Annotated in this window: 11 protein-coding genes and 1 pseudogene; 3 read left to right on the top strand and 9 right to left on the bottom strand. The window is 70.0% G+C overall.

Annotated features, from left to right (window positions below):
- Positions 1-28: 28 nt before the first annotated feature.
- From Q0C41_RS07455 to Q0C41_RS07445, 3 genes are all read right to left on the bottom strand, one after another.
- Positions 29-1,810 (bottom strand): molybdopterin-dependent oxidoreductase, encoded by a 1,782-nt coding sequence (locus Q0C41_RS07455; protein WP_291982403.1) that lies wholly within the window; start codon positions 1,808-1,810, stop codon positions 29-31.
- 70 nt (positions 1,811-1,880) lie between these two features.
- On the bottom strand, positions 1,881-4,607 hold the full coding sequence (locus Q0C41_RS07450; protein ID WP_291982401.1) for a M1 family aminopeptidase: 2,727 nt from the start codon (positions 4,605-4,607) through the stop codon (positions 1,881-1,883).
- Positions 4,608-4,780: 173 nt separating this feature from the next.
- A complete protein-coding gene (locus Q0C41_RS07445; protein WP_291982399.1) occupies positions 4,781-5,944 on the bottom strand; it encodes a PP2C family protein-serine/threonine phosphatase in 1,164 nt (387 codons plus the stop codon).
- Positions 5,945-6,022: 78 nt separating this feature from the next.
- Here Q0C41_RS07445 and Q0C41_RS07440 point away from each other — a divergent pair, with 78 nt between their 5' ends.
- On the top strand, positions 6,023-6,382 hold the full coding sequence (locus tag Q0C41_RS07440) for a hypothetical protein (protein ID WP_291982397.1): 360 nt from the start codon (positions 6,023-6,025) through the stop codon (positions 6,380-6,382).
- Here the strand turns inward: Q0C41_RS07440 and Q0C41_RS07435 are convergent.
- From Q0C41_RS07435 to Q0C41_RS07410, 6 genes are all read right to left on the bottom strand, one after another.
- Positions 6,379-7,560, bottom strand: a complete 1,182-nt coding sequence (locus Q0C41_RS07435) for a glycine C-acetyltransferase (RefSeq protein WP_291982395.1) — start codon at positions 7,558-7,560, stop codon at positions 6,379-6,381. The genes Q0C41_RS07440 and Q0C41_RS07435 overlap by 4 nt on opposite strands.
- Before the next feature lie 54 nt (positions 7,561-7,614).
- Positions 7,615-7,950: a DUF5658 family protein gene (locus Q0C41_RS07430; protein ID WP_291982393.1), complete on the bottom strand. Its 336-nt coding sequence runs from the start codon at positions 7,948-7,950 to the stop codon at positions 7,615-7,617.
- A 452-nt stretch (positions 7,951-8,402) separates the two neighbouring features.
- The gene (locus tag Q0C41_RS07425; RefSeq protein WP_291982391.1) at positions 8,403-9,029 is read right to left on the bottom strand and encodes a response regulator transcription factor; all 627 of its coding nucleotides are present in this window, start codon (positions 9,027-9,029) and stop codon (positions 8,403-8,405) included.
- The gene (locus Q0C41_RS07420; RefSeq protein WP_291982389.1) at positions 9,026-10,153 is read right to left on the bottom strand and encodes a PAS domain-containing sensor histidine kinase; all 1,128 of its coding nucleotides are present in this window, start codon (positions 10,151-10,153) and stop codon (positions 9,026-9,028) included. Before Q0C41_RS07420 ends, Q0C41_RS07425 begins: the two co-directional genes overlap by 4 nt.
- 31 nt (positions 10,154-10,184) lie before the next feature.
- Positions 10,185-12,158 carry a hypothetical protein gene (locus tag Q0C41_RS07415; protein ID WP_291982387.1) on the bottom strand — a complete coding sequence of 658 codons (1,974 nt, stop codon included), beginning with the start codon at positions 12,156-12,158 and terminating at the stop codon, positions 10,185-10,187.
- 86 nt (positions 12,159-12,244) lie between these two features.
- A complete protein-coding gene (locus Q0C41_RS07410) occupies positions 12,245-13,462 on the bottom strand; it encodes an aminotransferase class I/II-fold pyridoxal phosphate-dependent enzyme (protein ID WP_291982385.1) in 1,218 nt (405 codons plus the stop codon).
- A 292-nt stretch (positions 13,463-13,754) separates the two neighbouring features.
- Here Q0C41_RS07410 and Q0C41_RS07405 point away from each other — a divergent pair, with 292 nt between their 5' ends.
- Positions 13,755-14,699, top strand: a complete 945-nt coding sequence (locus Q0C41_RS07405) for a VWA domain-containing protein (RefSeq protein WP_291982383.1) — start codon at positions 13,755-13,757, stop codon at positions 14,697-14,699.
- Between the two features lie 32 nt (positions 14,700-14,731).
- Positions 14,732-14,970 (top strand): annotated as a pseudogene (locus tag Q0C41_RS07400) (hypothetical protein); the annotation flags it as partial.

The following is a 14,970-nucleotide window of genomic DNA, read 5'->3' as shown; positions in this document are numbered from 1 at the left end:
AGAGGGGCCGACCCCGGCCCCTCCCCCGTCAGTCGACCTTGCGGAGCGGGATCACGTCGCCGGCAGGCTTCGGCTTCAGCATGTCGGCGAACTTCACCGGCGGCAGGTCCTGGAACAGCGTGTCCCACTTGACCCGCTCGGACGCGTTGCTCGACTGCAGCCAGTGCGACGCGTGGCGCGCGTCCCCGAACGTGGCGTCGGCGATGCCGGCGACACCGGCCTCGCCGGGCAGCGTCTCGGCAATGGCGGCCCGCACCGCGGCACCGGAGGCATAGCCGAGGTCGCGTCCGGTGGCCTTGGCCACCTTCAGGACGATGGCCGTGTCGTCGAGCGCTTCCCCGGGGGCCGGGAAGGCACGCGAGGCGAACTGCAGGCGGCCCTGGTGGTTGGTGTACGAGGCGTCCTTCTCGATGAAGGCCGCGCCCGGAAGCACGATGTCGGCGGCAGCCGCGAGGTCGGTCATCAGCACGCCCTGAACGATGAGCGTGCCGATCTGTCCGGCCTTCCTGGCCGCGATGATCCAGCTCGTGTCGCCGAGCGAACCCGCGGGCCCCGGGTCGAACACGTACAGGACCTTGACGCTGGCGCTCACGGCCTGCTGCAGCCCGGCCAGCGTCGGCGCGCCCTCGACTTCACCCACTAGCCCGAGCATCTTCGCGCCCGCGACGTTGGGGGCATCCACCGGCGGCACCACGAACTTCGTGTTGGCCGGCTGGGCCTTGGCCGAGACGGTCCAGGCGACGTCGAACGCGTGCTGCGCCTTGTCGCCGAGCAGGGCCTGGCCGAGCTTGGCGAAGACGAAGAGCTCCTCGTGACTCGCGTGGGCGGAGAGCAGGAAGCGCACCTGATCGCCGGCGCCGTTGAGCACGTCGCGCAGGCGGTCGAGGGCCTGGTTCCAGCTGGCGGCCTGCTGCCCCTGCCCGTCGGACACGATCGGGCGCGTCAGCCGCTGATCGCTCTCGATCCAGTGGTAAGTGAAGCGGCCGATGTCGCACATCCAGAACTGGTTGACGTCGGCGTTGAGGCGGGGCGTGAAGCGCACCAGTTGCGCCCCCTTGGCCCACTCGGGCTTGGCGCGCAGCCACGCCGTCGTGTTGCAGCCCTTCTCGCACTGCGTGCAGATGGTGTCGACCGCGCTCGGGTTGTCCCAGGGTCGCGACTTGAAGCGGTAGTCGCGGGTCGTGATGGCGCCCACCGGGCACACGTCCATCAGGTTGCCCGAGAGGATCGAGTGGATGCCCTTCTCCTCGAAGGTCGCGATCTCGCTCGAGTTGCCGCGGGTGAGCACGCCGATCTGGGCATCGCCATCGATCTCGCGCATGAACCGGATGCAGCGCGTGCACATGATGCAGCGGTTCCGGTTGAGCATGAGCGTGGGCCCGAAGTCGACGTCGGCCTTGACGCCCTCGCCGTCGAACACGCGGCGCGGGAACTCGTTGCGGCTGGCGTCGGGACCGAAGCTGTACGAGAAGTCCTGCAGCGGGCACTCGCCGCCCTTGTCGCACACCGGGCAGTCCAGTGGATGGTTCAGCAGCAGGAACTCGAACACGCCGGCGCGCGCCTTGACGACGTCGGGCGTGCCCGTGTGCACCACCATGCCGTCGCTCGCGGTAATCGAGCACGACACCTGCAGCTTCGGCATCTTCTCGATCTTGACGAGACATACGCGACAGTTGCCATCGACCCCGAGTCCGGGGTGATAGCAGTAGTACGGCACGTTGATCCCGCTCTCGATCGCGGCCTGCAGCACGGTGGTGCCCTTGGCAACACTGATTTGGCGGCCGTCGATGGTGAGGGTGACTGTATCCATATGCTCAGGAATCTCGCGAGAAAATGAGGTGACCCGCAACCGCGGATCATAGCAGAGCGGCGCGGCGACCCTAGCGGCGCGAGCGGTCGATTTTCACGAGGGCCCCGAAATCCTCGTTGAAGCGGACGTCCCGGACCCGCCCGGTCACCGGCACCTGCACCTCGGTGACGGCATCCCTGGCCACGACGAGCACCTGCTCCGTGCGGCCGTCCACGTAGACGACCGTGGCCGTCAGCGGGATGTCGTGGACGCGCACACCCTGCTCCAGGATGAGACGCAGGAGCCCCCCACCGGGTGCCTGGCCATCGGCGCCGGCCGTCGCGGCGTCCTCCTGCACCCAGTGGGGCCGGACGACGGGGATGTCCGAGCCATACACCCATCGCTCGAAGAAACGCTCGAGGGACGTCCCGGACTCAGTTTCCATCGCCGCCCTGACATCGTCGGTCCCCACCCGGCGGAAGCGGCTCTGCCCGTAGAACCGCTGCAGGCCGCGCGAGAAGGCCACGGGGCCGATGAGGCGCCGCAGCATGTGCAGCACCAGGGCGCTCTTGTTGTAGACCGTGGATCGGAAGACGCGGCTGTCCCCCTTCATGTGTCCCAGGCGATAGCCGAGCCAGATGGGGCCCTGGTCGCTCACGTCCACGGCCGAGCGGTACATCTGGCGGAAGACGCCGTCGACGGCATCCGGTGGCCGCGTCTCCTGCGCGTACAGCAACGCAAAATATTGTGCGAAGCCCTCGCTGATCCACTGCTCGTGGTAGTTCTCGCCGGCAACAGCCTGTCCCCAGAACTGGTGCGCGAGTTCGTGGGCCAGGAAGAACTGCGGGAAGCCCTCGAACGCGACCGGGTCGCGCGTCCACGTGAAGGGCGTGCCGGGCAGGGGTTGGTGGAGGATCGCGAAGTAGCCGGGGCTGTGTCCGCCGGGCACCACGTCCTCGGCCAGCGCGAGCCTGAACGACGGGAACGGCAGGTCGTCCACGAGGTCCCCGTAGAACCGGAGCATGTCGGTGGTGGTGTCGAGCAGGTCCCTGGCGCGGCCGGTCTGCCTGGGCTGGCTCCACATCTCCACCGTGGCGGAGTCGTAGAAGACGCCAGGCCCCGCACGCGACAGTCGCGGTTCCGCCTCGGCGGTCCCCCCGCTCGCCGCCGGGGCCACCTCGCGCGACACCGTCGCCGTCACCACCTGCACGAACCGGCTGACGGCGATCGACAGGTAGCGCACCGGCTGCAGGGCGCGAAAGACGAAGGCGCGGCGCGTCCGGGCGTCGGGCGGCGGTCCCGTCACCGGAGTCGGGGGGTCCGGGATGCCGCTGCCGAGCACCGCGAAGTCCGGCGGCACGGTCACCCGGATGCGCGCCGTGGCGAACGCCGGCACGCTGCTCTGCGGGTACCAGTAGGACCGGAAGCTGTAGACGAAGCGCGGCTCGGGCTCGAGCGCCAGTTCCGACACCAGGTTCTGCCCGAGGGCGACGGCCTCGCGCTCGGGTGGGATCGGCGGCAGGCGTCCGCCGTACGCCACGCGGAGCCGCAGCGTCTGACCCCGCCGCAACGTATCGGGCAGGTTCACCACGATGCTGTTCTGGCCGCGGACGCGCAGTGCGAGCAGGCGGCCGAACTCGTCGGAGGTGACCGCACGCAGCGTCAGCGGCTCGGCCAGCCGCAGCGTGAGGGTCTGCACGGCCGCCCCCGTGATGCGGAGGTCGAGATCGGCGCGGCCCTCCAGCCACACGCGGTTCGGATCGAAGGCCACGTCCACGCTGTAGTGATCGATGTGGTACTCGAGGCGCTCCTCCTCGTTGTACCGGCGCGTGCCGCGCAACTCGAGGTTCCGGGCCGACGTGTAGACCGACAGGTTCTTGCGCCGCTTGCGGTCGAACAGCGAGATGTCCTCCGACTCCGCGCCGCTGCGCGCATACGAGAGCTGCCCGTAGCGGGCCAGATCCATGTCGACCAGCAGGTCGCCGATCGGAGGCACCAGGTTCCAGTTGTCGCGGCTGAGATCGCTGAGGTCGAGGCTGTAGGACTGCGTGACCTGCTCGGCGAACAGCTTGCGGGCGCGGTCGAACATCCCGCGATCGGTGGGGGCCGGGCTCAGGGCCTGCAACGCGAGGCGTTGCGCGGCGTCGGCGGGATTGACCCGGAGAAACAGCCGCGACACCTTCGTCCGCAGCACGTCGTCTCCCGTCACCAGACGCAGTTGCCCCTTCTCCATCTCGGGTTGCGGTGAGAACACCACATCGCCGTCGCCAATCACCACGAGCGCGGTGAGCAGGCCCCGGATCTCGGCGGCGTAGGCCACACCCGAGGGGATGGTGATCTGCAGGTCCTCGGCGGTGATCCGCAGATCGCGGACGGCGTACTGGCGTTCGGCCAGGCTGAGGCGCACCAGGCCGTCGACGATGCTGAGCCGGGCCGCGGCGCGGATCAGCGCCGGCGCCTCAGGGGTCGCGCCAGGCTCGAGGTCGAAGCGCCAGGTCGAGAGGTGCGCCATCGCGGCGGTCTCGACGAGGACGTCCGCGATGACGCGCGTGGCGCCATCGGGCAGGTCCTGGCGATCGCGTTCGCGGACCACGGCGCGCGTGGTGCGCTCACTCGCCGACTCCCCGGCCACGGCGTCGAGCTGCGCGCGGTCGGCCCCCTCGGCAAACAGGGGGGCGAGCGCCGACGCATCGCCGCCGGCAGACAACACCTGCTCCATGCGCACGAGCAGCGCGTCGACGGGGCCGACCGATTGCGCCGCAGCGGGGTCCGCCCACCACAGCGCGACGACGATGAGAACCCCCGCGCAAGCTCGCATGGCGACGGGGCCGGCCCCGGGGGGACGCGGCGTGAGTGACCGTGGGTCGATCATAGACCTGAAAAGAACCGGGAGTCGGGAGTCGGGAGTCGGGAGTCGAGAGTCGGGAACCGGGAACCGGGAACCGGGAACCGACAGCCGGGCACCCGGCGCCGCCCGTCCCGCGTGCCGACTTACCCGATCGGGAGCGGCGGGGGCGGCGGGACGTCGGGCACGCGGCGGCAGACCAGCACCGTGAGGTCGTCGAACAGGGTCGTGTCGTCGGTGTGGGTCTTGACCGCGTCGATGACGACACGGGCGATGTCGCCGGCGCGCATGCCGTCCATCTGGTCGGCGAGCACCCGGAGGCCATCCTCCTCGAAGGACGCGCCGTTGGGGGACTCGGCCTCGGTGATGCCGTCGCTGTACGCCAGGAGGACGTCGCCGGCCGACAGCGTGACCGTGGCTTCGTCGTAGGACGCCTTGCGCGACAGCCCCAGCGCCATGCCGGTGGGCGCCAGCCATTCGAGCCGCCCCGAGGCGCGCCGCACCATCGGCGGGTTCTGGCCGGCGTTGACATAGCGGACCTCGCCCGTGCGCGGGTCGAACAGGCCGATGAAGGCGGTGATGAACCGCGATCGGGGCGAGTGGCGCATCAGCTGCTCGTTGAGGCGCAGGGCCAGACCAGCCGGCGGCAGCGCTTCGTCGAGCAGGGTGCGGGTCATGGCCAGGAACAGGGCCATCAGCAGGGCCGCCGGGGTGCCCTTGCCGGCGACGTCGCCCAGGATGACCAGGACGTGACCGTCGGCGCGCGGCAGGATGTCGTAGAAGTCGCCGCCGACGGTGTTGGCCGGCTGCGTCTCGCCATGGGCTTCGACCGTGCCGACCATCAGCGTGCCGGCCGGGAGCATCGCGCGCTGGATGTCGCGGGCCACGTTCAGCTCGTGCTTCAGCGTGAGGCGGTCGGCCACCTCGAGCAGCAGGATGAGGTGGATCAGGCCGAAGGCGAGCAGGAGCTTGACGAGGCCGTTGTCCCAGAGCGGCTCGCCGGGATCGGGCGAGAGTCCGTCGACGAGACCGAACACGAAGAGCACGATCGCACCGGCGTAGAGCATGCGCCGCGCCGCGGTGAGCCGCATCGCGAAGGCCAGGAAGAACTGCCGGGCGTTGCGGAACGGATGGCGCAGCAGTTCCTTCTGGGTGGCCTCGGCCTGGCTGGTGCCCTGGGTGAAGAACGAGACCATGTCGCGGGTCTCGCGCGTGAAGACGCGCTGCAGGTCGCGCGCGGTCAGGTCGCGGGTGTAGTCGTCGATGAAGGCGCGGGCACGGTCGGCGATCGGGCGCGTGCGCCTGCTCATCGGTCGACGCTCCCGCCGGCGCCCCGTGCGGTCGCGTGCGTGCCGACGTTGGGGTGAGGAGAGGACGACGCGACGCCCATGCGCACGACACTCCGGATGGCGGCCCTGGCCCTGGCGGCCCTGCTGGCAGGCTGCGGGGCCACGATCGACCGGATCACGGGCGAAGGGGACGCCGATCGCATCCGGCGGGTCGGACAGCGCGGCGAAGCGGTGGTGCTGGACATCTCGGACACCGGCGTGACCCTCAACGACGACCCGGTGGTCGTCCTCCACCTCGAGGTGCGTCGCGGCGATGGCACCACCTACACGGCCACGGCCCGCGCCCTGATCTCGCGGCTCGACATTCCCCAGGTGCAACCGGGGGCGACCCTGGCCGTCGCCATCGACCCCGCCGACCCCGCGAAGGTGGCCCTGTCAGGCCGCCCCGGCCGACGCTAGACGATCCCCATCTCCCGCCCGACTTTTCCAAATACGTCGAGGGCGAACTGGAGTTCCTCTCGGGTGTGCGCCGCCGAGACGATGGTGCGCACGCGCGCCTTGTCGCGGGCCACGGTGGGGAAGGCGATGCCCATCGCGAACACGCCCTCCTTGAAGAGGCGGTCGGAGAACGCCATCGCCCTGGCCCCTTCGCCCACCATCACCGGCGTGATCGGGCTCTCGCTGATCCCGGTGTCGAAGCCGAGGCCCTGCAGGCCGGCCTTGAAGAAGCGGGTGTTGTCCCACAGTTGCTCGATCAACTGGGGTTCCTCGAGCAGCAGATCGAGCGCCGCCAGGCAGCTGGCGGTGACCGAGGGCGGGTGCGAGGTCGAGAACAGGAACGGCCGGGCGCGGTGGTACAGGAACTCGATCAGGTTGCGGTTGCCGGCGACGTAGCCGCCCAGCGACCCGAACGCCTTCGACAGCGTGCCGACCTGCACGTCGACGCGCCCGTGCATTCCGAAGTGGTCGACCGTGCCACGCCCGTTGCGGCCGAACACGCCGCTGGCATGCGCATCGTCCACCATCATGATGGCGCCGTAGGCCTCGGCGGCGTCGCACAGGGCCGGCAGGGGACCGAGGTCGCCGTCCATGCTGAAGACGCCATCGGTAATCAGGAGCTTTCGCTGCGAGGACGGCAGTTCGCTGAGGATGCGGCGCGCGGCGTCGGCATCCCCGTGCGGGAAGACCTTGATGGTGGCGCGACTGAGACGGGCGCCGTCGATGATGCTGGCGTGGTTCAGCTCGTCGGAGACGATCGCATCCTCGCGGGTGAGGATCGACGAGACGGTGCCGGCGTTGGACGTGAAGCCGCTCTGGAAGACGACCACGGCCTCGGTGTGCTTGAACTCCGCCAGGCGACGCTCGAGCTCGAGGTGCATCGCCATCGTCCCCGAGATGCTGCGGACGGCCCCGGACCCGACGCCGAACTGCTCGATGGCCTCGATGGCCTTCTGCTTGAGTTTCGGATGGGTGGTGAGCCCGAGGTAGTTGTTCGAGGAGAGGTTGACGACGGAGGTGCCGTCGTAGACCGAGGTCGCCCTGGCCTCCCCTTCGAGCACGCGGAGGGAGCGATAGAGTCCCTGCGCCTTCAGGTCGTCGAGTTGGTCGCCGAGATACGCGAGCGGATCGGTACGCATGCCGCTGGCCAGTGTACCAACAGGCTCAGGGCGAGGGCTCAGGGCTCAGGCGGGCTACGGGCGGAGGGCCGTGAGCACCCAGACCCAGGGAAGCAGGGCGGCGCAGACGTAGAAGGCCGTGAGGATCGCCACGATGCGGTGGACCTGCGTCAGGTGGAGGAACATGCCGCAGCCGGCGGCCGCCAGCTTGGCCGAGGCAAGCGCCGGCCCCTCGCCCATCGACCACATCAGCGAGGCGATGAGGGGGTTGGCCTCGATGCCGCGGCCGTGCGCGGCGACGCCCCAGTAGGTGAAGGCGGCGTCCAGGGCCTGCACGACGAAGAAGGCGAGGATGGCGAGCTCGCCCTTCGTCAGATCACGCGTCCAGAACCTGCGCAGCAGTATGGCCATGGCGTTCTGGGCCCTGCGGGACCCACCTTGGTCAGTACAAGTCTGGTGCCGTCACCACGAGGCCGGAAACCGGGGCAATCACGCCTCGAGGGAGTCGCGGTGTGCGGTGACCGCACCCGCACACTGGCGCTCAGTGTGCCATGACCGCACAGGACGCGCCAGGAGGGAGTGGAACGCGCGGGGGGGAAACGAGAAAGGGCGCCGCGGCGGTCTGCATGTCGGCTGCGGCCACGGTGGTCTGACGGGCGGCCCGGCTCAGCTGTCGGATAGACACAATTCAGACTTCAAGATTCAAGATGTCGCGCGCAGCTGACATCGCCAGGCTCCGCGGGGGCACAGACACCAGTCGTGGTGCGGCAACGCACTCGCAGAACGACCTGAGAGCCGTATGGTTCGGCAGAGCCGACCGTGTCGGCCCCGCGCTTCATTCTGAATTCTGAATTCTGAATTGCTCAGATGCCGTGATCGACGGCGTAGCGCACCAGGTCGGCGGTCGTGCGGAGATTCAGCTTGCGGAGCAGTCGGGCCCGGTAGGTGCTGACGGTCTTGACGCTGAGGGCGAGGTCGTCGGCCGCCTGGGTCACGGTGTGGCCGCCGGCGAGCAGACGGAAGACGGCCATCTCGCGGTCGGAGAGTTGCTCGTGCGGATTGGGCGTCATCGCGCCGCCGACCAGCGCGGCCAGGCGCTCGGCCAGCGCGGTGGTGACGTAGCGGCGGCCCGCCATCACGGTGCGCACGGCCTGGACCAGTTCGCCGGCCGCGCTCTCCTTGGTGAGATAGCCGTGGGCGCCGGCCTTCAGCGCTCGCATGGCGAAGACGTCCTCGCCGTACATGCTGAGGATCAGCACGGGCAGGGCCGGCCGCACGCGCTTGAGTTCACGCAGCACGTCGAGGCCGCCCCGGCCGGGCATCGCGAGGTCGAGCACGGCGACGTCGACCTCGGTGCGCTGCCCGGCGTCGAGGGCCTGGGCTGAATCCCCGGCCTCGGCCACGACCTGCATGTCGACCTCACGAGAGACGATCTGCACCAGACCGTGCCGCACGATCGGATGGTCGTCGGCAATCAGCAGGCGGATCATCGCGCCTCCCGGCGGGTGACGGGCCAGGGCACGCGCACGTCGAGGCGCGCGCCCTTGACGGCGGGGCGGTCCGAGAGCGTGACCCGGCCTCCGAAGTCGACGAGGCGCTCCCGCATGCCGAGCAGCCCCAGGCCGACCGGTCGAGCACTCGTCTCCACCACCCCCCGGCCATCGTCTTCCACCACCAGCGCGAGGGTGTCGTCGTCCAACTGCAGCGAGACGATGGCGGTGCGGGCCTCGGCGTGACGCGCGATGTTGGTCAGTGCCTCCTGAAGGACGCGGAACAACGGAAGTTCGACTTCGCGGGGGATCGCCAGCCCGCTGTCGACATCGACGTGGCAGACCAGACCGGAACGGGCGCCGAACTCCTGCACCTGCCACTCGACGGCGGCGGCGAGGCCGAGGTGATCCAGCACGGCGGGGTGCAGTTCAGACGCCAGGCGGCGCGACCCCTTGATGGCGTCCTGCACCAGGGCCGCCAGCGACTGGCACTCCTTGCGGGCGACCGCGAGGGTGGCCGGCCCCGGCCGGTCGAGGTCCTGGTAGAGCCGGTCGAGGCCGAGGCTCAGCGCGGTCAGGGACTGCCCGAGCCGGTCGTGGACTTCGCGGGCGATGCTGGCGCGCTCGGTCTCGCGGGTTTCCTGCAGCTTGGCCGAGAGCGCTCGGAGCTCGCTGCGCGAGTGTTCGAGTTCTCTGGTGTACTCCGCGACCAGCACGTCGGCCCGGACGCGCTCGGAGACGTCACGGAGGATGACCGTCAGCGTACGTCCCTCCGGCGCCCGCACCTGCGAGATGGAGGCTTCGATCGGAAACTCGGTGCCATCGGCGCGCAGGGCCATCAGCGTCCGCAGGGCCCCCATGGTCCGGCGCGTGACGTTGGTCTCGGCAAAGGCCGTGACGTGCTGATGGTGCGACGCCCGGAAGCGATCGGGCAGGAAGCGGTCCAGCGTGTGTCCGAGGGCATCGGCCGCCGGGACCCCGAACATGCGTTCGGCCGCGGGATTGAACAGCACGACGCGTTGATCGTGATCGATGGTGATGATCGCGTCCATGGCGGACTCGACGATCGCGGCGATGTGCGTGGCATCCGGCCTGACATCCGGGCCGTGCCCTGGCGGCAGCATGGCGGGAGCATAAACGTCTGCTGCCGTTCACTCAAGGCGGAAGACGCCAGATCTCGGTGGCGCCGACCGTCGAGAGGGGCGAGGCCCCGGCTCGCTGGAGCCACGTGCGCAGTGCCGCCGCGGGTGCGGGCGAGGGCCACGCGCCCGCATGCACGAGGACGTGCGTCGCGCCGTGCGCACGGATTGTCGCCAGCACCGCTGCCTGTTCGGCCTCATCGAGGGTGCCGGCCGCGAGGGCGTCCGGAAAGGGCGCGAGACGCTGGACGAGGGCGAGGAACGCCGGCGGCGCATCGCCGCTGAAGCCGTTGAGGCGCGCGCGCCAATGCCCGATCGACAGGTACTGCCACCACACCTCGTAGGGCAGCGCGCCGAGCGGCAGGTCGAGGATGACGGCCTCGGGTGGCAAGGCGGCCAGGGCCCTGGCCAGCGGATGATCGGCGGGTCGGGGAGGCAGCGGCTCGGTGAGTGGGCGGAGGGGCGCCGGGTCGATGCGCAGGTTGACCGGGACCGGCGCCGGCCAGCTCTCTGCGACGAATGCCACGGCGAGCACGCCGGTGACGAGCGTGCCCTGGCGTCGGCGCAGCAGCGACGCGGCGGCCAACCCGCCGAGCACACTCAGGGCGAGCGCCGTGACCATGGCGATGCGGGGTGGCACACGCAGGGCGTCGCCGCCGGGCACGAGGTCGTAGATCACCGCGTACAGCGACGGCCAGGTACGGGCGGTGCGCCCGCCGATGTGCACCACGGGGCCGAACGAGAGCCACACCGTGACCGCGGCGAGCCCCACCCACAGCACGACGGGCCGCTGGGGGTCGTCGCGCAGCAGGCGGCGTGCGCGCGGCGAGGTGGCCAGCAGGCCCACCAGGGCGATCGCGAGCCCGGTCAGCAGGCGCCTCCCATCGGTGATGCTGAGGGTCAGGGGCCCGAGGTGCAGGCGCTGGAGGCCCGCGAACAGCGCGAGCCCGATGGCCACGACGTGGCCGATGGCGGCAAGCGCCAGGATCGTCGCGAGCCAGGACCGGACCCCGGGTCGCGTCGGCTGACCGCCAGGCCAGCGCTCCGCCCAGGCGAACCCCACGGCGACCAGCGCGAGCAGCAGCGGGATCAGGCCCGGGAACAGGTCCCCCTCGGGACGCACGAAGGTCTGCAGATGACTGCCCCACAGCCGCAGCTGGTCGTTGGCGGTCAGCCAGGCCCAGGTGTCGGCGCTGTACTGCACCACGGCCGCCATGGGCCGCGCCGGCTGGCCCAGGCGGCGCAGCTGCAGATACGGCACGAGGAAGGGCGCCGTGATGACGATGCCGATGGCGGCGGCGATGACCGGCCCGAGCCAGGCGCGACGGTCACGCAGCCGGCCGCGCAGGGCGATCTGGGCGAGGACGTAGGGCGGCAGCCAGAGGGCGGCGTAGATGAGGAAGTAGCCGTTCGAGAGGTTCTGCAGGGCAAGGGCGCCCCCGGCGAGCCAGGCGTGGCGCAGCCGTCCGTCCTGCCACCAGGCATGCAGGCCCCAGAGGACGAACGGGAACCACTGCGAGGACAGCACCTGCAGGTGCGGCCCCTGATTGACGCGATACAGGGCGAAGCCGTAGAGGAGTCCGGCCACGAACCCGGCCGTCCCGTTGCGGGTGAGGCTGCGCACCAGCAGGAAGGCGCCCAGCGCCGACACCACGAAGGAGGACAGGAACAGCAGGTTGTAGGTCAGCAGGATGTTGCCCGTCGCGGCGTAGACGGGGGCCCCCTGCAGGGCCTGGGCGACGAGGAGTTCCGACTGCCCGAGACCGTACGGCGCCGGATGGAAGATGTTGGGATGCCACCAGTCGGCGAAGGCCCCGAGGTCGCCATGCAGGACCCGACCGGCCTGATGGAAGTGCCAGGCAAGGATCCAGCAGTTGAGGAGCGAGTCGCCGAGATCCCAGGGCAGGTCGGTGGTGAGACCGGCGGAGAGCGGCCAGGTCCAGGCGATCGCGAGCAGGGTGTAGACCGCGGCGGCGGCGGGGCCCGACACGCGGAACCCTTTGCCCTTCGATCTTTCCTCCCTCTGCCCTACCTCCGTCCTCCCTCCTCTGTCCTCCGTCCTCCTCACGGGGGACCCTACCCCCTGCCGGCGAGGAACTCGCCCGTGTACTCGGCGACGAGGTCGTAGATGCGGTGCAGTTCGGCCGGCGGCGCCAGGAAGACCACGCGGAAGGCGCCCATGGCCGGATCGGTGCCGAAGCCGGATCCGAAGACGGTCAGCACGCCGGTGGCGCGCAACAACCCGAGGACGTAGTCGACGTCCGTCTTGCCGGACGGCAGGTCGACCTGCGGCATGGCGTAGAACGCGCCCTGGGCCGGCACGCAGCGCATGCCGGGGATGGCGTTCAGGCGCGTCGCGGTGATCTCGGCCCGCTCGCGGAGCTGATCGCGCAGGGCAGTCTGGAACGACCGGTCGCCCCGGAGGGCCGCCGTGATGGCGTACTGCATCGGCCCGGGGCTGCACAGCCGGCCATCGGCGAGCTTGCGCAGGCCACCGAGGAGGCCATCGAGGCGCGGAGTGCGGCCCACCGCCATCCAGCCTGCGCGCCAGCCCGGCGCGAGGTAGGCCTTCGACAGCGACGAGTACGAAATGATCGCGGCGTCGGGATTGATCAGGCCGAGCGGCTCGACCGGGCCGTCGTAGGCCAGGTCGGCGTAGACCTCGTCGGCGATCAGGAGCAGCCCGTGGCGCTCCGAGAACTCGACCAGCGCCCGTCGGACGTCGGCCGGATAGACCGCGCCGGTCGGGTTGTTCGGATCGATCACCACGAGGGCGCGGGTCCGTGGCGTGACCAGGGTGGCCAGGTGGTCGAGATCGGGCAACCAGCCGCGGGACGGATCCGTCCGGTAGTAGCACTCGACCGCCCCCAGCTTGGCGATGACCGCCGTGTACAGGGGATAGGTCGGCGTCGGCACGAGGACCTCGTCGCCGGCGTTGAGCAGGGCCGTCAGGGTCAGCTCGATGCCCTCCGACGTGCCCGAGGTGAGGAACACGCGGTCGGGATCGACGTCGAGGCCCCGGCTGGCGAAGTCCTCGGCCACCGCCGTCCGCGCCTCCAGGATGCCGGGGGACGGGGTATAGCCGTTGTGGCCCTCCCGCATCGCCTGCGCGATCGCCTCGACGAGGTGCGGCGGCGTGACGAACCCGAACGGGATCGGGTCGCCGATGTTCAGGTAGGCCACCTTGCGGCCGGCCGCTTCGACCTTCCGGGCCTCCACGACGATGTTGCGGATCGCATAGCTGAAGCCGTTCACACGGTCGGCAACGGGCAGCGGCGTACTCGTGAGCGCCATGGCCGGATTGTAGCCCTACAGGTTCCGGCGCGTGACGACGACAAACGTGGCGGACCGGTCCGCGTTGCGGCCGGCAGAGCGGTCGAGGTGTGTGGGCCAGTCGAGCTGGAACGGGCGCTCTCCGCGCGAGTCGTCACGTATCGGGCAGGCAACCGTCCACGAAGCGTAACAATTACATGGCCAGGTGACGTTCTTACACGATCTCGCCGTGGCTTGGGGCAAATCTGTCCCGATCAAGGGCCATTTGGCGGCGATCGACGCTGGCAAACATCTTGATGTGAAGGGAACCGTCATGCGGAATCTGCTGGTGACCGGCCTCGTGAGCGTCCTCGCCTCCACACTCGTGGCGGCCTCGGTGCGCGGCCAGGAGCCCGTCCCCACGTTCCGCAGCAGCGTCAGCCTCGTTTCCGTGAATGCCGTGGTGAAGGACCGGCGCGGCAAGCCGGTGCGGAACCTGACGCGCAACGACTTCCAGATTCTCGAGAACGGCGCGCATCGTCCGATCGTCGACTTCGACGTCTCGGACCAGGGCCCGGTGTCCTTCGGCGTGCTCGTGGACCAGAGCGGCAGCATGACGCTGTCCAACAACCTCGACGCCGCCCGCGAGGTCATTCGTCACCTGCTGGCCTGGTTCGATGCCGGCAAGGACGAAGTGGCGCTGTTTGCCTTCGACAAGCAGCTGCGGGAGGTCCAGCCCTTCACGACCGACGCGAGGCAGGTGGCCGATGCCCTGCCCCGGCTGTCGGCGTACGGCACCACGGCGCTCTACGACGCGATTGCCGAGACGGCGGCGCGGCTCGAGACCCGGCCGACGCCCCGACGCGCCGTCATCGTGGTCACCGATGGCCTCGACACCGCGAGCAGCAAGACGGTCGAGGACGTGTCCGGCATGGCCAGCGCGATCGACGTCCCCGTCTACGTCGTGGTGGTGATGTCGCCGTCGAACAATCCGCAGCACGGCGGGTCGCTGCTGCGCACGAACGGGGAGCCGATCACGACCCGGCTCGCCAACCTCGCCTACTGGACCGGCGGGGACATGTTGATCGCGTCGACTCCCGCTGAGACCAGCGTGATCGCGCGCGGTCTCGTCATCGACCTGCGCCATCAGTACCAGCTGGCGTTCGAGTCGTCCACACGCGCGGGCTGGCATCAGGTGGCCGTGCGCACGCGCAATCCGGACCTGCAGGTCCGGGCGCGCTCCGGGTATTTTGCCCAGCCGTCGACCAACGGCAATTGATCGTCTGTGTCTACATATCGAGGAGGAACGTCATGTTGAAGCGAGCATTGATTGCCCTGACCGTGAGCACCCTGGCCGTGACCGGCACGAGCGCGTGCGCCACCAAGAAGTTCGTCAACACGCGCGTCGGCGAAGTCGACGGCAAGGTCACGACCCTCTCGGGCGACCTCGAGAAGAACCAGCAGCGCATCAACGAGGTCGACCAGAAGGCCGGCGCCGCCGGTGACGCCGCCAGGGCCGCTGATGCCCGCGCCGCCGCGGCCGGGGAAGC

Source organism: Luteitalea sp., from assembly GCF_022842525.1.
Lineage (GTDB): Bacteria > Acidobacteriota > Vicinamibacteria > Vicinamibacterales > Vicinamibacteraceae > Luteitalea.
The sequence above is the reverse complement of the archived record's forward strand: the minus strand, read 5'-3'. Positions and strand labels throughout refer to the sequence as shown.